Origin of the sequence: Polaromonas sp. (assembly GCF_043778355.1) — a bacterium.
Classification (GTDB): Bacteria; Pseudomonadota; Gammaproteobacteria; order Burkholderiales; family Burkholderiaceae_C; genus Polaromonas.
In genome coordinates this window covers 1-18,159 of record NZ_JAYWHI010000097.1, presented here as the reverse complement: position 1 = coordinate 18,159, position 18,159 = coordinate 1, and the positions used below count along the sequence as shown (strand labels likewise).

Sequence of the window (18,159 nt, the reverse complement as noted above, 5' to 3'; positions counted from 1 at the left end):
CCCCCCGAAGCGGCCTTGGGCCGCCTCCCCCTCAGGGGGCGCCCGCTGCGGGCCGGCGGAGCCGGACCCGCGATGGCACTGGCAAATACCGGTGAGTTGAACGGCGGTAGCAGCAAGCATCACAAGAAGAACTACGAGACAAGACGCATGAACGAAAACATCTTTGACTACATCATTGTCGGAGGGGGAACCGCCGGTTGCCTGCTGGCCAACCGCCTGAGTGCCGATGCGTCCAAACGTGTGCTGCTGATCGAAGCTGGCCGCAAGGACGACTACCACTGGATCCACATCCCGGTCGGTTACCTGTACTGCATCGGCAACCCGCGCACCGACTGGCTTTACAACACCGAGCCCGACGCCGGCCTCAATGGCCGCAGCCTGCGTTACCCGCGTGGCAAGACGCTGGGCGGCTGCTCCAGCATCAACGGCATGATTTACATGCGTGGCCAGGCGCGTGACTACGACCAGTGGGCGCAATTGACGGGCGACGACGCCTGGCGCTGGGACAATGCGCTGCCCCATTTCATGCTGCACGAGGACCACTACAAAGGCGCCAGCGCCATGCATGGTGCACGCGGCACGGCACCCGCGCTGATGCAGGATCCGGGCGTGCCTTATCAGAAAACACTGCGCCACCGCAGCTCGGGCGGGGAGTGGCGGGTCGACAAACAGCGGCTTCGCTGGGACGTGCTGGACGCTTTTTCTGCAGCCGCACAGCAAGCGGGCATTCCTGCGACCGATGACTTCAACTCCGGCGACAACGAAGGCGTGGGTTACTTTGAGGTCAACCAGAAAAATGGCTGGCGCTGGAACACCGCCAAGGCTTTTCTGCGGCCCGCCTGCTTTGGCCGCCCGAATTTTGAAATGTGGACCAGCGCACAGGTCAGTAAACTCGTGATTGAACGCCAGGACGACGGCAGCCAGCGCTGCACCGGCGTCCAGGTCTGGACCGGCCAGGAAAACGTCCTGGCTTATGCCACGCGCGACTCCGGCAAGGCGCAGGGCAAGCTGGGCGAAGTGATCCTGAGCGCGGGCGCCATCGGTTCGCCGCACATCCTGCAATTGTCTGGCATCGGCCCGGCGGCGCTGCTGCAGCAACATGGCATCCCGGTCGTGGCCGACCTGCCCGGCGTGGGCGCCAACCTGCAAGACCATCTGCAGATCCGCTCGGTCTACAAGGTCAACAAGCCGTCAGGCAGCAGGGTCAACAACTTCACGCTCAACACCCTGGGCAGCTCGCTCTGGGGCAAGGCCAAAATCGGACTCGAATATGCACTGCGGCAGACCGGCCCGATGAGCATGGCGCCATCACAACTCGGCGCTTTCACGCGTAGCTCACCCGACCAGCCCTACCCCAACATCGAATACCACGTGCAGCCGCTGTCGCTGGATGCCTTTGGCGAGCCGCTGCACAGCTTCAACGCCTTCACGGCCAGCGTCTGCAACCTGAATCCGACCAGCCGGGGCACGGTACAGGTCAAAAGCGCCCGGTTTGAAGACGCGCCGGCGATTGCGCCCAACTACCTGAGTACGCCCGAAGACCGGCAGGTCGCGGCCGACTCCCTGCGCGTCACGCGCCGCATCGTGAGCCAGAGCGCACTGGCCGGCTACCAACCTGAAGAGTTTCGTCCGGGCGTGCAGTTTCAAAGTGATGAAGACCTGGCGCGGCTGGCCGGTGACATTGCCACGACCATCTTCCACCCGGTGGGCACCACCAAAATGGGCAGGGCCGATGACCCGCTGGCGGTGGTGGACGCGCACTTGCGGGTGCGCGGCATCACGGGCTTGCGTGTGGTCGATGCCGGCGTGATGCCACTCATCACCAGTGGTAACACCAACTCACCCACGCTGATGATTGCGGAGAAGGCTGCCCAATGGATTCAGGACGGGATATAGCCCCCACGTTCGTTCACTGCGTGTAACTCTCTGCCCCCCGAGGGGGCGCATTTTTCCTTGGGGCGGCCCGGCGGAAAAACTCAGCCCCCCAAGTTCGTTCACTGCGTGTGCTGGCCTGTCAGGGATTGGCGTCTGAATCGTCGAGCAGGGCCGCGATGGTCAGAACGTCCGCCTTCTGATTGCGGGCCCTGAGCTCGTCGGCGCACCCCATCCAGCGCTTGATCTGCGCGCCCCAGCCTTTCGCCTCTTCCTCGGTCATGGGGGTTTTGTCCTTGACCGCGGCCGCATAAGGTTCTGGTCCGCAATGCATCTGGGCCGCGTCCATGAACCCCATGCGATAAGACAGTGCGACCAGCAATTGCTGATCGGCCAGCCAGCGCTGGTTGATCACAAACATATTGGCCGACGCGGTGGCGTTCATCTTGTCCAGAATAGTACGCGGCGTGCCAAGCGCGGCCATGTAATTTTCGACGATGCGGGCGATGCTGGCAAAGCGTTCAGACGCCGGGTCCATGGGTTGACCATTCACTTTCACATTGATCCGGTGCACCCCCAGGCTGGCACTGCTGGGGACATGGCGACTGACGCCGCTCATCCACAAAATAAAACAGGCGCTGTAACAACGGGCACCAGGAACTACATGGGTTGCTGCGTGGCTTTTCTCAAGCAGCCGGGCAATCTTGACGGTCTCATCGAAATCCCCGCCGGGAGAGTCCAGAAAAACAGATCGCGCAAAACGCTCGTAGTTGTCGGGGTGCCGGACAAACTGGACGATCTTGGCGTAATCGCCTTTCTGGATCGGCCCCTTGATCAGCACGCCCTGCTGGTGGGCGGAGATATCGGCGGCCAGGGCAGGAGCAAGCCCATTGAAAAATAGCCACGCAAAAAGAACAAAAGCGGCTCGTGACATGGATGACCTCCTGCTTGCAGAGAAAACCTGAATGTCAACGAATGTTACGAGCCTTGGACGTGTTTGTCAGTCACGAATTACCGGGGTAGCTGTAACTTATTACCCTGTGGATGCCCGCCTGTCGTCCGTTGCGGCCATTTCTCCCTCACCTGAGACTATTTGGGACGCAAAATCATGGTTTCCCCGGAAAAAACCAGTTCAAATTTGGACAAAAAACTCTGTCCCAGCAAGGCCACGCCGGCGTCCGGGCCGACCAGCCCCACGCCGACCCGTGTGCCGGAAACACTGGCGGGCCCGACCGAGACGGTCAGGCCGGAAACAATCCGGCCCCGCAGCTCGCCATTGGCCGTCCGAAATGTCGTCGGCTCGCCAGCCGCCAGGCCGGCGTCACGGGCAAATGCCTCGCTGACCACCACCAGCGAGGCGCCTGTGTCGACAAGAAAAGTCACCGGCTTGCCCTGAATATGCCCCTGCGCATAAAAATGGCCATCGCGTGCCCTGGGGATCAACAGCTCTCCAGTCGCTGAAACCACCAGAGGCGGCGGCTTCAGTACCTGCGTCATCAAGGCATACAAAACCGCCATGACCACCAGCCAGAACAGCACGATGGCCAGCGGGCCCCAAGCCAGACCGGCGCCGACCCGACCCACTTCTTTCGCACTGTTGTTGCTCATGCCAATATCCAGGTGGGCGTAGACGCCGTTTCCGCTGCCGCGGGCCAGCAAACATGATACGGGCCCACGCCTGGCGAAATGACGGCGGGGTCTTCGGCGGGGCACATAATTGTTCAAGCCTAGGAATTCGATGTCGCAAACCCGCCTCGCCCTCTTCATGCAAACGCAGCGCGAGCTTTATCTGGCAAGCCTGCCGGCAAAGGTCGCCGAGGTGGGCACCGCCTTGCAGCAATACCTGCATGCGGGCGATCACGCAGCAGGACTTTCAGCCCTGGCCGGAGCGCACAAGCTGGCGGGTTCGGGGGGCACCTTCGGGTTTCCGGCCATCAGTGAGGCGGCCACCAGCATCGAGACGCTTCTGTCTGCAGCCACGGCCCTGGGCCGGCCCGTGGGCGCGGCTGAACGCCAGTTGCTGCAGGTCAGCGCACAGGCCTTGTACGACGCCATGACACAGGTCAGCGGCACTTCTGCAGCTCTTTCTTTGCCAGTACCCCGAGTTCGCAGCTGGGCAGCGCCACAACTTCGCACACAGACAGGGGGCCTGATCTTTATTGTTGAAGCAGACATGCAAGCGGCCAGCCGGCTGAGTGCCCAGCTCCAGCACGCCGGATACCCCAGCCGCATCGTTGAACAGCCGGATCAGCTCCCGGTGCAGACGCGGCCTGTTGCGATTTTGGCCAACGCGGTTTTTAACGCCGACCCCCAACTGAAGCAGTACACCCAGACCGTCCCCGAAGGCGCCGACCCGGTCCCCGTGATTTTTATAGCGGGCGGCAACGATTTCGAGGCCCGCCTCGACGCGGTGCGCGCCGACGCCGCCGGCTATTTTCCGCACCCTCTGGATGTACCCGTACTGGTTGGCCTGCTGGACCAAGTGACCTCCGGGGAACCTGTGCGGCCCTACCGTGTACTGATCGTGGACGACGACGATCTGCTCGCCGCTTTTTATGCCGGCGTGCTGAAGGCGTCCGGGATGGAAACCTGCGTCGTCACCGATCCCAGCCAGGTGATGGCGCCCTTGATCGATTTCCAGCCCGACCTGATCACCTGCGATATCCACATGCCGCAATGCAGCGGAATCGAGCTGGCCGCGCTGATTCGGCAGCAGCAGGCCTTTGTGCGTATTCCGATTGTTTTCCTGTCGGCAGAGACCAGCCTGGACAAACAGGCGCAAGCGCTGCGGCAAGGCGGGGACGACTTCATCGTCAAGCCGGTGGAGCCGGCCGCGCTGGTCTCGGCAGCGCAAAGCCGCGCGCGCCGTTACCGCAGTTTGCTGGCGGCGGAAGACAACTTGCGCATCAGCGAAGAGCGTTTTCGGCTGGTGTTCGAGACCAGCCTGGACGGCTTCATCCAGGCGCTGGCGGACGGCACGGTGATTGCCGCCAACCCCGCTGCCTGCGCCATGTTCGGGATGGATGACGCCCGGATCAAGGCTACTGGCATCGCCGGTCTGATGGATGCCGCTGATCCGCGGGTGAAAGCGATGCTCCAGCAGCAAAGCCATACCGGTGAATTTCGCGGTGAACTCAATTGCATACGGGGCAACGGCACACGTTTTCCGGTCGAGGTTTCCTCTTCGCAACATGCCGGCAGCAATGGCGACGTCCAGACCAGTGTGATCTTGCGCGACATCACCGAGCGCAAGCTCGCCGAGCAGCAAATCATGCAGCTCAATACCGAACTGGAAAGCCGGGTGGAGCAGCGCACCCTCGAGCTGACTGTCGCCAATCAGGAGTTGCAAGCCTTCTCGCAGTCGCTTGCGCATGACTTGCGCCAACCCTACATCGCTGTGAACGGGCTGGCCAGTCTGCTGGAAAGAGAGATGGGCGCGGGGGCCAGCGAGCGTGGCAAACACTATCTCCAGCGCATTCGCGCCGGGGTCAACCAGATGAACGAGCGAACGGACAGCCTGCTCGCGTTGGCGCAACTGTCACGCACGCATATCCGGCGCGCGCCCCTGGACCTGGCCGCCATGGCAGAAAAGGAGATTGAAACACTGCGGCAACAGGCCCCCGAGCGCCAGGTGCACACCCAGGTGCAGTCACCCCTGTCTGCATCGGCCGACGCCACACTGGTGCGCCACCTGCTGAAAATTTTGCTGGGCAACGCCTGGAAATTTACCTCGCGGCAGGCCCATGCCGACATCTCGGTCGGCGCTGAATCCAGCGCCGGTGGCTATACGGTTTATTTTGTCAAAGACAAGGGTGCAGGTTTTGACATGGCCTATGCCGACAAACTGTTTGGCGCCTTTCAGCGCCTGCACGCGCCCGAAGATTTTCCGGGTGCAGGCATCGGCCTGGCGACAGCGCGCAGGATCGTCACACGCCACGGCGGAGAGATCTGGGCGAAATCCGCGCCGCAGGAAGGTGCCTGTTTTTACTTTACCCTCGGCAAGCAAGGCCGATGACAAGCCGGCAAGAAATCAGCGCAAACCTTTGACATAACGCGGCAAGTCAGGCTGGCACACTCGCACAGGTCGAGCGTTGTCCAAAGGGGGGAGGGAAACTCCCGATGCACTAAGCGGGTGCGCGACCTACAGTGGTTGACCTGCAGACGGGCCTCGGTGCTCGCGAAGGGGCCGAGGAGACAAACAGATTGACTAGAAAATATTGACATCCTTCGGGATGTTTTTTACGAGGCGTCGGGCTTTCCCGGCGCTTTTTTTTGGCCTCTGCGTACCGAATCAGTGCCTATGCCCTGAACGCCTGCGCATGTGATGCAGGCTCGATGGGACAATTCAGTTATGGAATTGCTGATCGTGACGATGGCCTCGCTGCTGGCAGGTTTTGTGGACGCCATCGTCGGCGGTGGCGGCCTGATTCTGGTGCCCGCCCTGTTCGCGGTTTTCCCCACCACCCACCCGGCCACGCTGTTTGGCGTGAACAAGGGCGCCTCGGTCTGGGGCACGGCGGTGGCTACAGCGCAATACGCGCGTCGTGTGGACATGCGCTGGTCGGCCCTGCTGCCGGCGGCAGCCGCAGGTTTTGCCGGCTCGCTGGCCGGCGCCTGGCTGGTGACCGTCATCTCGCCGGGGTTCTTGCGCAAGGTGCTGCCCTTTGTGCTGCTGGCAGTGCTGCTGTACACCCTGGTCAAAAAGGAGCTGGGCCGCAACCATGCCCCGCGTTTCAGTGGCCATGCCGAAACGGCCGCAGCCTGCTGCATCGGGCTGGTGCTGGGGTTTTACGACGGTTTTTTCGGTCCCGGCACCGGCAGCTTTTTTGTCTTCCTGTTTGTGCGCTGGCTGGGCTATGACTTTTTGAATGCTTCGGCATCGGCCAAGCTGCTCAACACGTCCACCAACCTGGCGGCCCTGCTGCTATTCGCATGGAAAGGCCATGTCTGGTGGCATTTCGCGCTGACCATGGCGGTGGCCAATGTCGTCGGCAGCGTGCTGGGCACCCGCACGGCGCTCAAACACGGTGCCGGTTTTGTTCGCGTTGTGTTTATCGGGGTGGTCACGACCTTGATTCTGAAAACCGGGTATGACGCTTTTCTGAAGTAGCGCCAAAACCCAAGGGCCTGCCCACAGGCGCAGCCCTAGTCAGGATAGACGTCAAGTGCAGGCACGGTGGGCGCCAGTTTGTTCAGGGCCTCGGCTATTGCGGCCGCCTTGGCTGCGTTGACGGTGGCCGGTGCCGCGCCACGTCCGCCGCCGGCGGCGCTGGCAGTGAGCAGGTCCGCCACTTCAGCGAGGGTGCGTGGTTTGCCAATCGGGGCCCCGGCCAGTCCTTTTTGGACGGCGGCCAGATCAACCTCGCTGGGGTATTGGCCCAGCAACACGTAGTCGAAGACGCGCCGTGCAATGGGCGCCGCGTGAGCCGCGCCAAAGCCGGCGTTTTCCACCACCACGGCCAGCGCAATTTTAGGTTTGTCCGCTGGCGCAAATGCCATGTACAGGGCGTGGTCGCGTTGATGTTCCTCCAGCTTGCGGGCGTCGTATTTGTCCTTCTGGCCTACCGTCTTGGCCTGGGCCGTGCCGGTTTTTCCGCCGCTGAGATAAGCCGCGCCCGCAAACACCCGCGCGGACGTCCCGTCCTGCGTGACACTGACCAGCGCCTTGCGAACAACAGCGATGTTGTCAAGCTTGTAGCCGAGGTTTTCACCGACGCTCGGCGCCACTGGCTGGTTGGTGCGTGTGACCGAATCCTGGGTGGCGATCACCAGCCGCGGCTTGTGCTTGACGCCATTGTTGGCCAGGATGGCCGTCGCCTGGGCCAGTTGCAGCATGGTGAAGCTGTTGTAACCCTGCCCGATGCCCAGAGAAATGGTTTCACCGGCGTACCATTTTTTCTGCTCCGGTTTTTTGTAATAGTCGCGCTTCCAGGCCTGACTGGGCAATACACCACTCACTTCACCAAGAATGTCTATGCCCGTGATCTGCCCGAACCCCATGGGTTTCATGAAATCATGCATCGCGTCCACACCCAGATCGTTGGCCAGCGCGTAGTAATAGACATTGCTGGACTTGACGATGCTCTGGTGCATGTCCACCGGACCGAGCCCGGCGCCATGGCTGCGGAACTGATGGCCGCCGAACATCCACGAACCGGTGTCATTGGTGATGCTGCCGGCCTGGCGCTTGCCGGACTCCAGTGCCGCCATGGCCATGAACGGCTTGTAGGTTGAGCCCGGCGGGTAAGTGCCGCGCAAGGCCCGGTTCAACAGGGGTTTGTCGATGGACTCGTTGAGGGCCTGCCAGCTTTCGCTGTCGATACCGTCGACAAACAGGTTGGGATCAAAGGTTGGTTTGCTGACAAAGGCCAGCACTTCGCCGGTGTTGGGGTCCAGCGCCACCAGCGCGCCGCGCCGCTCGCCAAACAGATCTTCCACCAGCTTCTGCAGTTTGATGTCGATCGACAGCATGACGGTGTCGCCCGGTGTGGCCGGGCTGCTGGCCAGCTTGCGCACGGCCCGTCCCCCGGCCGAGGTCTCCACTTGCTCGACGCCGGTATTGCCATGCAGTTGCTGCTCAAAGCTCTGCTCCACACCGAGTTTTCCGATGTAGTCGGTACCGCGGTAATTGCCTTCCTCGTCGCTTTCCTCAATGCGGTCTTTTTCCGCCTGGTTGATGCGGCCGATGTAGCCCACCACATGGCTGGCCAGCTCGCCATAGGGATAGTTGCGAAACAGACGCGCCTTGATGTCCACGCCGGGAAACCGGAAACGCTGGGCCGCGAAACGCGCCACCTCCTCGTCACTCAATCGGGTTCGAATCGGCAGGGACTCGAAATTTTTGGATTCATCACGCAGTTTTTTAAAGCGCCGCTTGTCACGCGGTGTGATTTCCACCAAACGTCCCAGCGCCTCGATGGTGTCGTCGAGGTTGCTGACCTTGGAAGGCGTGATCTCCAGCGTGTAGGCGGAATAATTGGTCGCCAGCACCACACCGTTGCGGTCCAGGATCAGGCCACGGTTGGGCACGATGGGAACCACGGCCGTGCGGTTGCTCTCGGCCTGCGCATTGAGGTCGTCATGCCGCACCACCTGCAAGTAAACGAGGCGGGCGGCGACCAGCGAGAAAGCCAGCAGGATGACCAGCCCCACCACCAGCACCCGCGCGCGAAAGCGCGACAGGTCGGCTTCAACATCACGGAGTTCAGTCATGTCAGTCGGACCTCGCACCGATCAATAAGTGCCCGAACCGGCGTTGAACTCCCATCCCGTTCAAGCAGGGGCCGCGGGTCCGGCTCTTCCGGCCCGCAGGCGCAGCGGCCTGCAAGGTGCAGCGCAGTACACGAAGTGACAAGCGTGGCGGCCATATCTACAGTGGCCTGTTCTGATCAGGATCGGGCGCGCGGCGCTGTGGTGCCAGCAACATCACGCTGACCACCGGCCACAGCAGCGACTCGGCCAGCGGGGCCAGCAGCAATGTCCAGCCCGGAAAAATACCGCCACTGCTCATGCGGATAATGATCTCGACGCCGTGCGCCACGGCAAACATCGGCAACACCTGCAGGGCTTGCGAAGGTACCGTGAACCAGAGCAGGCGCCGGTGAATCATGGTGGCGAAAAAACTCAGCGCGGTGTAGGCCAGCGCATGTTGGCCCAGCAGGGCCGACTGATGCACGTCCATGCCCAGCCCGAACATGAAAGCCAGACCGATGCCTACGCGCTGCGGCTGGTGCACGTTCCAGAACACCAGCACCAAGGCCAGAAAATCGGGCATCCAGGGCACACGTCCGAGCGGCAGCATGTCCAGCAGCAGGGCAATGATCAGGCTGGTCCAGATGAAAACCGGGTTGGCCGGCAACAGCAGTTGCTGGCCCGAGGGCATGATCATTTTCCGGCTCCTTTCTTGACCGGGCCGGGCGTGGCCGCGTCCACCGGCCGCTGTGGAATCTGGCCCGACACCGGTTCGATCACCATGACATGCACGGCCGCGCCGACCTGGGCTTGGGGCGTGCAGTAAATGCGGGCAAAAGCCGATTCGGCGCGGCGTTCAATTTTATCGATCCTGGCCACCGGCAGCCCCGGCGGATACACCCCGTCCACACCGCTGGTCGTCAACAAGTCACCCTGCTGCACATCCGAGTTGCTGCCCATGAAACGCAACTCCAGCCCGCCGCCCGAAGCCGAGGGCTCGCCGTAAGCCACGCTGCGCGCGCCGGTGCGGGTGTTGAGCACCGGAATGGCCAGTTCGCGGTCGATCACCAGGGTCACTTCGCTGACCAGCGGATGCACGCGGGTGATCTGGCCGAGCACGCCGGACTCGTCCACCACCGGCGAGCCGAGTGCAACGCCATGGGCCAGCCCCTTGTCGATGATGATCTTGCGGGTGTAGGGGTCGGGCGCGTCGTACAACACCTCAGCGGCCAGGCCGGAGATGGCTTTTTGCTCACGCAGGTCCAGCAACTTGCGCAGGCGGGTGTTCTCAAGCGCCAGTTGCTCAACCTGCCCCGCCCGCAGCGACTGCAACGCGAGTTTTCTGCGCGCTTCTTCCTCGCTGGTTTTGGCCTGGCTCAAAGCGGTGAAATAACCGCCACCGTTTTGTACGGCGCGCACAGGCTGCAATGCCAGCCATTGCACCGGGTAAAGCACGGTGGCCAGCGCTGCGCGAATCGGCTGGGTGACCCGAAAGCGCATGTCGGCGACCATCAGAAACAGCGCCAGCGCACTGAAAAACATCAGTTTGGACAGGGCCGACGGCCCCTGTTTGAAAAAGGGCGGCGGGGTTCTGTCGAGGGTTCCTAAGGGCATGGTCTGCGGTCAATCATGCGCCTACGCGGCAGCATCGGGGATGCTTCCAGCTTTATTCCGAGGTAAAGATGGACCCCAGGCGATCCATGCGCTCCAGCGCAATGCCGCAGCCGCGCACCACACAGGTGAGGGGGTCTTCGGCCACCAGCACCGGCAGACCGGTTTCTTCGGCCAGCAGGCGGTCCAGGTCGCGAAGCAGCGCACCGCCGCCGGTCAGCATCATGCCGCGGTCGGCAATGTCGGCGCCGAGTTCAGGCGGCGTGTGTTCCAGCGCAGTTTTGACGGCGCTGACGATGTTGTTGAGCGGATCGGTCAGGGCTTCGAGGATCTCGTTGCTGGAAATCGTGAAGCTGCGCGGCACGCCTTCGGACAGGTTGCGGCCCTTGACTTCCATCTCCTTGACTTCGGAGCCGGGGAAGGCCGAACCGATGTTTTTCTTGATGGCTTCGGCCGTTGGCTCACCGATCAGCATGCCGTAGTTGCGGCGAATGTAACTGATGATGGCCTCGTCGAAACGGTCGCCGCCAACCCGCACACTGCCCTTGTAAACCATGCCGCCCAGCGAGATGACACCGACCTCGGTGGTGCCGCCGCCAATATCAACCACCATCGAGCCGGACGCTTCCGATACAGGAAGACCTGCACCGATCGCTGCGGCCATCGGCTCTTCAATCAGGTAAACGTCGCTGGCGCCGGCGCCGAGCGCGCTTTCGCGGATCGCGCGGCGCTCGACCTGGGTCGAGCCGCAGGGCACACAGATGATGATGCGCGGGCTGGGCTTGAAGAAGCTGCGCGGATGCACCATCTTGATGAACTGCTTGAGCATCTGCTCGGTGACGGTGAAGTCGGCAATCACACCGTCTTTCATCGGGCGGATGGCCTCGATGTTGCCGAGAACCTTGCCCAGCATGGCCTTGGCTTCATGGCCGACGGCCTGGATGGTTTTTTTGCCCTGCGGGCCGCCTTCGTGGCGGATGGCAACGACCGAAGGCTCGTCCAGCACAATGCCGCGGTCCCGCACAAAAATCAGGGTGTTGGCGGTACCCAGGTCAATCGCCAGGTCGGTGGAAAAGTACCGACGGAAAGTTTCAAACATGTTGGGGTCCGGTTCTGGTTGTGGGCATGGTGCAAACTTCGTTGCCCTGTCGCCTTCTATGATTAATCAATGCGCGTGTGACAAATGGAAGGACGAAACGGTCTAACACCTTGACAAATAACGCCTAAAGCGTGCATCCAACCGTGATTGCACACCAAAGGCGGGATAATAACGCATCCCCTGTGAGTCACTGGCCTGCACACGGCCGATTATTTCACCTTTACACCCGGTTTCAGCTGCAGTGGTACCCCTCATGGCATTGACATCCCAAGACATAGAACGCGTCGCCAACCTGGCGAGGCTTGAATTGCGACCTGACGAGACCGACCGCGTGCTCGGCCAGCTCAACGGCTTTTTTTCGCTGGTGGCCCAGATGGACGCCGTCAACACCGACGGCGTGGAGCCGCTGGCGCACCCTGCTGCCGTGCTCGGCCAGGTTGCACTGCGACTGCGCGAGGACATCGTGAGCGAGCCGAACCAGCGCGAGGCCAGTCAGGTCAGCGCACCCGCCGTTGAGCGCGGTTTGTTTCTGGTCCCCCGCGTGATTGACTAAGCGATGAGTACCGATTTGCACAACCTCGGCGTGGCCGAACTCGCGGCCAAACTCGCCGCCCGTGAAGTGTCCAGCGTCGAGCTGACGCAGCACTTTCTGGCCCGCATTGAACAAAACGCCAGCCTGGGCGCTTTTCTCGCCACCGACAGCGCCGTCTCACTGGCGCAGGCCAGGGCCGCCGATGTGCGCCTGGCCGCCGGCGAACGCACGTCGCTGCTGGGCGTGCCGCTGGCGCACAAGGACATCTTTGTCACCCGCGACTTTCCGACCACCGCCGGCTCAAAAATGCTGGAGAACTACCGCAGCCCGTTCGACGCCACGGTTGTCGGCAAACTCGCAGCGGCCGGCATGGTCACGCTGGGCAAGCTCAATTGCGACGAATTCGCCATGGGTTCGGGCAATGAAAACAGCGCCTACCAACCGGCGCGCAACCCCTGGGACCACGCACGGATTCCTGGCGGCTCCTCGGGCGGCAGTGCAGCCGCCGTGGCGGCGCGCCTGGTGCCCGCCGCGACCGGTACCGACACCGGCGGTTCGATCCGCCAACCGGCGTCGCTGACGGGCATTACCGGCATCAAGCCGACCTATGGTCGCTGCTCGCGTTACGGCATGGTGGCTTTTGCCTCCAGCCTGGACCAAGCCGGCCCGATGGCGCGCTCTGCGCTCGACTGCGCCCTGCTGCTGTCAAACATGTCCGGCCCCGACCTGGACCGCGACTCGACCTCGCTGGACCTGCCAGTGACTGATTACGCTACTGGTTTGATAGCTGCCAGCGCAGGTGGGACAGGGACTACAGGCCTAAAAAGCTTGAAAAACCTAAGGGTAGGCCTGCCCCGCCAGTTTTTCGGTGCCGGCTGCTCGGCCGATGTGCTGCAGGCCGTGCGCGTCGCGCTGGCCGAGTTTGAAAAGCTGGGTGCCACCCTGGTCGATGTCGATTTGCCGCTGACCGAGCTGTCGATCCCGGTGTATTACGTGATCGCACCGGCCGAGGCCAGCAGCAATTTGAGCCGCTTCGACGGTGTGCGTTACGGTCACCGCGCCGCCAGTTACGGCGACCTGACCGACATGTACAAGAAGTCGCGCAGCGAAGGTTTCGGCGACGAGGTCACACGCCGCATCATGATCGGCACCTACGTGCTGTCGCACGGTTATTACGACGCCTACTACCTGAAGGCGCAGAAAATCCGCCGCCTGATCGCCGAGGATTTCCAGAAGGCTTTCGTGCAGTGCGACATCATTGCCGGCCCGGTCTCGCCCACCGTCGCCTGGAAGATCGGCGAGAACGCCAGCGACCCGGTGGCCAGCTACCTGGCCGACATTTACACGCTGTCGAGCAGCCTTGCGGGTCTGCCCGGCATGAGTGTGCCGGCCGGTTTCGGCGCACACCACATGCCGGTCGGCCTGCAACTGATCGGCAACTATTTCAAGGAAGCGCAGTTGCTGGGGGCGGCGCACCAGTTCCAGCTCGCGACCGACTGGCACCTGCGCCAACCCCCAGGCCTTTGAGTGATTTGACATGAGCGCCACCCAACCCACCGTGAACCCCTTTGCCGAAATGCAGGCCGGCCGGCCCACCGGGCCGCTGGTGCAGGGCTACGAAGTCATCATCGGCTTCGAAACCCACACGCAACTGACCACGCAATCGAAGATTTTCAGCCGCGCCCCGACAAGTTTTGGCGCCGAGCCCAACACCGCCGCGTCGGCCGTCGACTTCGCCCTGCCCGGCGCCTTGCCGGTGATGAACAAGGGCGCGGTGCAACGCGCGATCGAGTTCGGCCTCGCGGTAGACGCGCACATTGCCGAGTCCAGCGTGTTTGCGCGCAAGAATTATTTCTACCCCGACCTGCCCAAGGGTTACCAGATCAGCCAGTTTGAAATTCCGGTCGTGCAGGGCGGCCAGGTCGGGTTTTTCTTGGAGGGCGAGAAAAAATCAGTGCGTCTTGTGCGCGCCCATCTTGAAGAAGATGCCGGCAAGTCGCTGCACGAAGACTTCATCGGTCAGTCGGGCATCGACCTGAACCGCGCCGGCACGCCGCTGCTGGAGATTGTCACCGAGCCCGACATGCGTTCCTCGGCCGAGGCGGTGGCCTATGCGAAAGAGTTGCACAAGATCGTGACCTGGATCGGCATCTGCGACGGCAACATGCAGGAGGGCAGTTTCCGCTGTGACGCCAACGTGTCGGTGCGCAAGCCTGGCGAGCCGCTGGGCACGCGCCGCGAGATCAAGAACCTCAACAGTTTCCGCTTCATGCAGCAGGCCATCGACTACGAGGTGCGCTGGCAGATCGAACAGATCGAGGACGGCAAAACCATCCAGCAAGCGACCGTGCTGTTCGACCCGGACACCGGCGAGACACGTGCCATGCGCACCAAGGAAGACGCAGCGGATTACCGCTATTTTCCCGATCCGGATTTGCCGCCGCTGGTGATCTCTCGCGACTGGGTGGAAAAAACCCGCGCCGAAATGACCGAGTTGCCGCGCGTGATGGCGGCGCGATTTGTAAAAGACTACGGCCTGCCCGAGTACGACGCCGGCCAGCTCACGCAGAGCAAGGCCGTGGCCGCCTACTTCGAGGCCGTCGCGGCTGCCAGCCGGCAGGCCAAACTCGCCAGCAACTGGGTGATGGGCGAGTTGTCACGTCGCCTGAACACGGAAGAAAAAGCCATCGAGGCGTCGGCCGTGAGCAGCACGCAACTGGCAAGCCTGATCGGCCGCATCAGTGACGGCACCGTGTCGAACAACGCCGCCAAACAGGTGTTTGATGCTTTGTGGACCGGCGAGGGCCAGGATATCGATGCCCTCATCGAGGCCAAAGGCCTCAAACAAATGAGCGACACCGGCGAGCTTGAAAAGATCATCGACGAGGTGCTCGCGGCCAATACCAAAAACGTCGAGGAAGTTCGCGCCGGCAATGCCAAGGCCATGAACGCGCTGGTCGGTCAGGCCATGAAAGCCACCAAGGGCAAGGCCAACCCGGCGCAGGTCAATGAACTGTTGAAGAAGAAACTGGCTTAACGCAGATTCAAAACGCTACAAAAATAATAGCTGCTCGCGCCTGTCCAACATGGACCGGAGCCATTTTTGATCACTGATTCTATTTTTGGGCGGCTACCGGCGCAGGCGCGGGCTTGCCCGGCACAACAGCACCGGACGTTGCCCACAGCTGTTTGAGTTTGGCCAACTCGGCGTCGAAACGCTGGTTCACCCGCTTTTTTTCGGCGTCTTGCTCGACGATGAAGCGTTTCTGCATGGCAAGGCTGCTGTCGTTTTCTTCCAGCCGACGTATCAACGAGGCCGGCGCCCGACCTGGGGTGTCTTTGTAAAACTCCAAATCGGCGTTGATGGCCTTGCGCTGCTCGGCAAGCTCCTGCGAGCGTTTGTTCGATGCGTTGATGACCTCAACCACCTGGCTCAGCGCTTCGGCGCGCTCCTTGTCATGCAGATCACGCGTGGGATAACGCAGCAACAGGGCGCGGTCGCGGCGCTTGTCTTCTGCCTCGCGGGCCCGTACTTCGGCCGCGACCTTTTCCTTTTCTTCCAGCGCAGCTCGCTCGGGGGGGGTCAACTGGGGGGGCAGCACCCGGCGGACCGTGCCTGAGGGATTGATTTCACGCTGAACCCGGTCCAGGCATTCTGCAATGGGGCGGTCCGAGGTGATCTTGCGGCCCGAGCTGTCAACGCAGGTGTAAATGCCTTGCAGGCCCGGCGCGCTGGTCTGCGCAACGGCGATGTCGCCCAGGCAGACGGCCAGCAGGGCCAAACCCGCCTGGGTCACGGTGTGCAACTGCAAGGGCATGTACATGTTTCCTCAATCAACGCCGTAACGCTGCCGGTAGTCCAGCACGCGCTGGTAATGGGTCTGAAGCGAGTCGCCGCTATTTGGTTCCGAATCAACAGCCGGCGCGCTACCCGCTTCAGCCAGATACTGCAGCAAGTCGGTCAGGCGGGCAATCGCAAAAACGTGAAGACCCAGCTCGCGGGTGACAAACTGTACGGCGCTGTAAGCCACGTCCTGGCCGTTTTCAATGGCCTTTTCCTGCCGGTCCAGCGCGATGGCCACCGCATGTGGCGTGGCGCCTGCGGCGCGGATGATGGCGATCGACTCGCGCGTGGCGGTGCCGGCTGAAATCACGTCGTCAATGATCAACACCCGGCCCTTGACCGGCGCGCCAACCAGGGTGCCACCTTCGCCGTGGTCTTTGGCCTCCTTGCGGTTGTAGGCAAACGGCAGGTTGCGGCCGAGACGCGCCAGTTCCACTGCCACCGCCGCGACCAGCGGGATACCCTTGTAGGCCGGGCCAAAAATCATGTCGAACTGCAGGCCGCTGGTTTGCTCTTCCAGCAGCAGGCCGCGCGCATAAAATTGCGCCAGCCGTCCCAGCTTGGCGCCATCGTCAAACAGGCCTGCATTGAAAAAATAGGGGCTCATGCGCCCGGCCTTGGTTTTGAACTCGCCAAAGCGGAGCACGCCGGACGCGATGGCAAACTGCACGAACTCCTGCGCCAGCGCCCGGCCTTCCTCGTTTGGAAGGGCGCCCTGTGGGTGCTTGCTGCCGGCCTGCCCTGCCGTTCCCGTTGTTATGCTCATTGGAGTCCCATGTTTAAGTTGACCAGCCTGAACCTCAACGGCATCCGTTCCGCCGCCACCAAAGGCATGCCCGAATGGGTGGCCCAGACCCAGCCGGATTGTATTTGCATGCAGGAACTCAAGGCCCAGGCAGCCGACGTGGCCGGCCGCTTCGAGGAGATCGCCGGCCTCAAGGGGCACTTTCACTTTGCCGAGAAAAAGGGCTACTCTGGTGTCGCGGTGTACAGCCGCCACGAACCCAGCGACGTGATCACCGGTTACGGCTCAACAGAATTTGACGCAGAAGGCCGTTACGTCGAGTTGCGTTTTGACAGGCCCGGCCGCAAGCAGGCGCCCAAACTGTCCATCATCAGTTGTTATTTCCCGAGTGGATCTTCGGGCGAGGAACGCCAGGCTGCCAAGTTTCGTTTTTTGGCCGAGTTTTACCCCTACCTGGCCAAACTGAAGGAAACCCGCGACTTCGTGCTGTGTGGCGACATCAACATTGCACACCAGGAAATCGATCTTAAGAATTTCAAGGGCAACAAAAAGAACAGCGGCTTCCTGCCCGAAGAGCGCGCCTGGATGACGGACCTGTTGCGTGATGCTGAAGCGGCTGAGGAAGCACTCGAAGATCTGACCGACGGTACCTGCCAGCCTGCGGTGAAAGCAGTGCGCGGCGGCGGCATGGTCGATGTCTACCGCAAGCTGCAGCCCACCGCCACCGACGCGGCCTACACCTGGTGGAGCAACCGCGGCCAGGCGTACGCGAAGAACGTCGGCTGGCGGCTGGACTAGCTCATCGCACAATAAACCCACAAAGTGTAGGTTGTATTGCTGATAAGTTCATTTTTAGCCATTGAGTCATGAACTCAACACCATCATGAGTGAGCGACACTAGAAAGTTACAGCCTGCAGTTTTGTCGATGGCGAATGTTGCCAGGGAATGCGATACGCACCACCGCTCACAAGTGAAGAGTAATTAACGACCTGCGGCCACCACCGTACCAATCGTTCTGACTGCATCCAAAAGCCGTGTTTGGACCATTGAGGGTCAAGAATAAAGATTGTGTGGCCTGCCCGCTTGATGGCTTCTCGCTCAGCTCCATGCTGTTTTTTGAAACGGTCGATTGAGACGATGTACCACGGCCCATCAGTTGATAGGTCCCCAATCCAGGTCAAGTCCGGCGCATTCCGCTCAAAACGGTCGGTTAGGTGAATCACCTTCTCAACGCCTGTCGTAATCGCCGATAACTCTCGAATGC

Annotated in this window: 16 protein-coding genes; 7 read left to right on the top strand and 9 right to left on the bottom strand. The window is 61.8% G+C overall.

The window, feature by feature from the left end; translation table 11 throughout:
• Window positions 1-147 precede the first annotated feature (147 nt).
• A complete protein-coding gene (locus ACH2CW_RS13935) occupies window positions 148-1,896 on the top strand; it encodes a GMC family oxidoreductase (RefSeq protein ID WP_395059142.1) in 1,749 nt (582 codons plus the stop codon).
• 118 nt (window positions 1,897-2,014) lie between these two features.
• Here ACH2CW_RS13935 and ACH2CW_RS13930 read toward each other — a convergent pair whose 3' ends face one another.
• Both ACH2CW_RS13930 and ACH2CW_RS13925 read right to left on the bottom strand, forming a co-directional pair.
• Entirely contained in the window at window positions 2,015-2,806 is a 792-nt protein-coding gene (locus ACH2CW_RS13930) for a hypothetical protein (RefSeq protein WP_395059140.1), read from the bottom strand.
• A gap of 155 nt (window positions 2,807-2,961) precedes the next feature.
• Window positions 2,962-3,480 carry a TIGR02281 family clan AA aspartic protease gene (locus tag ACH2CW_RS13925; protein ID WP_395059139.1) on the bottom strand — a complete coding sequence of 173 codons (519 nt, stop codon included), beginning with the start codon at window positions 3,478-3,480 and terminating at the stop codon, window positions 2,962-2,964.
• Window positions 3,481-3,610: 130 nt separating this feature from the next.
• On the opposite strand from ACH2CW_RS13925, the gene ACH2CW_RS13920 reads away from it, so the two are divergent.
• On the top strand, window positions 3,611-5,887 hold the full coding sequence (locus tag ACH2CW_RS13920) for a response regulator (RefSeq protein WP_395059138.1): 2,277 nt from the start codon (window positions 3,611-3,613) through the stop codon (window positions 5,885-5,887).
• Window positions 5,888-6,223: 336 nt separating this feature from the next.
• Window positions 6,224-6,982 (top strand): sulfite exporter TauE/SafE family protein, encoded by a 759-nt coding sequence (locus ACH2CW_RS13915; protein WP_395059136.1) that lies wholly within the window; start codon window positions 6,224-6,226, stop codon window positions 6,980-6,982.
• 35 nt (window positions 6,983-7,017) lie between these two features.
• Here ACH2CW_RS13915 and mrdA read toward each other — a convergent pair whose 3' ends face one another.
• From mrdA to ACH2CW_RS13895, 4 genes are all read right to left on the bottom strand, one after another.
• The gene (mrdA, locus tag ACH2CW_RS13910; protein WP_395059134.1) at window positions 7,018-9,084 is read right to left on the bottom strand and encodes a penicillin-binding protein 2; all 2,067 of its coding nucleotides are present in this window, start codon (window positions 9,082-9,084) and stop codon (window positions 7,018-7,020) included.
• 157 nt (window positions 9,085-9,241) lie between these two features.
• Window positions 9,242-9,760, bottom strand: a complete 519-nt coding sequence (gene mreD / locus ACH2CW_RS13905) for a rod shape-determining protein MreD (RefSeq protein ID WP_395059132.1) — start codon at window positions 9,758-9,760, stop codon at window positions 9,242-9,244.
• The gene (mreC, locus tag ACH2CW_RS13900; RefSeq protein ID WP_395059130.1) at window positions 9,757-10,677 is read right to left on the bottom strand and encodes a rod shape-determining protein MreC; all 921 of its coding nucleotides are present in this window, start codon (window positions 10,675-10,677) and stop codon (window positions 9,757-9,759) included. The genes mreD and mreC overlap by 4 nt, the downstream gene beginning before the upstream one ends.
• Before the next feature lie 52 nt (window positions 10,678-10,729).
• Window positions 10,730-11,773 (bottom strand): rod shape-determining protein, encoded by a 1,044-nt coding sequence (locus tag ACH2CW_RS13895; RefSeq protein ID WP_395059128.1) that lies wholly within the window; start codon window positions 11,771-11,773, stop codon window positions 10,730-10,732.
• Between the two features lie 253 nt (window positions 11,774-12,026).
• On the opposite strand from ACH2CW_RS13895, the gene gatC reads away from it, so the two are divergent.
• Genes gatC through gatB form a run of 3 tightly spaced genes read left to right on the top strand, consistent with a single transcriptional unit; the run spans window position 12,027 to window position 15,342 of the window.
• Complete coding sequence (gene gatC, locus ACH2CW_RS13890) at window positions 12,027-12,326, top strand: Asp-tRNA(Asn)/Glu-tRNA(Gln) amidotransferase subunit GatC (protein WP_395059126.1); 300 nt, start codon at window positions 12,027-12,029, stop codon at window positions 12,324-12,326.
• 3 nt (window positions 12,327-12,329) lie between these two features.
• Window positions 12,330-13,832: an Asp-tRNA(Asn)/Glu-tRNA(Gln) amidotransferase subunit GatA gene (gatA, locus tag ACH2CW_RS13885; RefSeq protein WP_395059124.1), complete on the top strand. Its 1,503-nt coding sequence runs from the start codon at window positions 12,330-12,332 to the stop codon at window positions 13,830-13,832.
• A gap of 10 nt (window positions 13,833-13,842) precedes the next feature.
• The gene (gene gatB, locus ACH2CW_RS13880) at window positions 13,843-15,342 is read left to right on the top strand and encodes an Asp-tRNA(Asn)/Glu-tRNA(Gln) amidotransferase subunit GatB (RefSeq protein WP_395059122.1); all 1,500 of its coding nucleotides are present in this window, start codon (window positions 13,843-13,845) and stop codon (window positions 15,340-15,342) included.
• A 79-nt stretch (window positions 15,343-15,421) separates the two neighbouring features.
• Here gatB and ACH2CW_RS13875 read toward each other — a convergent pair whose 3' ends face one another.
• Together ACH2CW_RS13875 and pyrE are read right to left on the bottom strand one after the other, a co-directional pair.
• Window positions 15,422-16,123: a DUF4124 domain-containing protein gene (locus ACH2CW_RS13875; protein WP_395059120.1), complete on the bottom strand. Its 702-nt coding sequence runs from the start codon at window positions 16,121-16,123 to the stop codon at window positions 15,422-15,424.
• A gap of 12 nt (window positions 16,124-16,135) precedes the next feature.
• Complete coding sequence (gene pyrE / locus ACH2CW_RS13870; protein WP_395059118.1) at window positions 16,136-16,915, bottom strand: orotate phosphoribosyltransferase; 780 nt, start codon at window positions 16,913-16,915, stop codon at window positions 16,136-16,138.
• 9 nt (window positions 16,916-16,924) lie between these two features.
• Between pyrE and ACH2CW_RS13865 the strand changes: the two genes are divergently transcribed.
• The gene (locus tag ACH2CW_RS13865; protein ID WP_395059116.1) at window positions 16,925-17,692 is read left to right on the top strand and encodes an exodeoxyribonuclease III; all 768 of its coding nucleotides are present in this window, start codon (window positions 16,925-16,927) and stop codon (window positions 17,690-17,692) included.
• Between the two features lie 99 nt (window positions 17,693-17,791).
• Here ACH2CW_RS13865 and ACH2CW_RS13860 read toward each other — a convergent pair.
• The coding region (locus tag ACH2CW_RS13860) for a hypothetical protein (RefSeq protein WP_395059114.1) at window positions 17,792-18,159 on the bottom strand (368 nt) is incomplete at its 5' end.

Bases quoted from the DNA above. Each gene is read 5' to 3' on its own strand.
- ACH2CW_RS13920 (WP_395059138.1), top strand. From the start codon at position 3,611: ATGTCGCAAACCCGCCTCGCCCTCTTCATGCAAACGCAGCGCGAGCTT.
- mreD (WP_395059132.1), bottom strand. From the start codon at position 9,760: ATGATCATGCCCTCGGGCCAGCAACTGCTGTTGCCGGCCAACCCGGTT.
- ACH2CW_RS13925 (WP_395059139.1), bottom strand. From the start codon at position 3,480: ATGAGCAACAACAGTGCGAAAGAAGTGGGTCGGGTCGGCGCCGGTCTG.
- gatB (WP_395059122.1), top strand. From the start codon at position 13,843: ATGAGCGCCACCCAACCCACCGTGAACCCCTTTGCCGAAATGCAGGCC.
- gatC (WP_395059126.1), top strand. From the start codon at position 12,027: ATGGCATTGACATCCCAAGACATAGAACGCGTCGCCAACCTGGCGAGG.
- ACH2CW_RS13935 (WP_395059142.1), top strand. From the start codon at position 148: ATGAACGAAAACATCTTTGACTACATCATTGTCGGAGGGGGAACCGCC.
- ACH2CW_RS13930 (WP_395059140.1), bottom strand. From the start codon at position 2,806: ATGTCACGAGCCGCTTTTGTTCTTTTTGCGTGGCTATTTTTCAATGGG.
- ACH2CW_RS13895 (WP_395059128.1), bottom strand. From the start codon at position 11,773: ATGTTTGAAACTTTCCGTCGGTACTTTTCCACCGACCTGGCGATTGAC.
- ACH2CW_RS13865 (WP_395059116.1), top strand. From the start codon at position 16,925: ATGTTTAAGTTGACCAGCCTGAACCTCAACGGCATCCGTTCCGCCGCC.
- ACH2CW_RS13875 (WP_395059120.1), bottom strand. From the start codon at position 16,123: ATGCCCTTGCAGTTGCACACCGTGACCCAGGCGGGTTTGGCCCTGCTG.
- gatA (WP_395059124.1), top strand. From the start codon at position 12,330: ATGAGTACCGATTTGCACAACCTCGGCGTGGCCGAACTCGCGGCCAAA.
- ACH2CW_RS13915 (WP_395059136.1), top strand. From the start codon at position 6,224: ATGGAATTGCTGATCGTGACGATGGCCTCGCTGCTGGCAGGTTTTGTG.
- mrdA (WP_395059134.1), bottom strand. From the start codon at position 9,084: ATGACTGAACTCCGTGATGTTGAAGCCGACCTGTCGCGCTTTCGCGCG.
- mreC (WP_395059130.1), bottom strand. From the start codon at position 10,677: ATGCCCTTAGGAACCCTCGACAGAACCCCGCCGCCCTTTTTCAAACAG.
- pyrE (WP_395059118.1), bottom strand. From the start codon at position 16,915: ATGAGCATAACAACGGGAACGGCAGGGCAGGCCGGCAGCAAGCACCCA.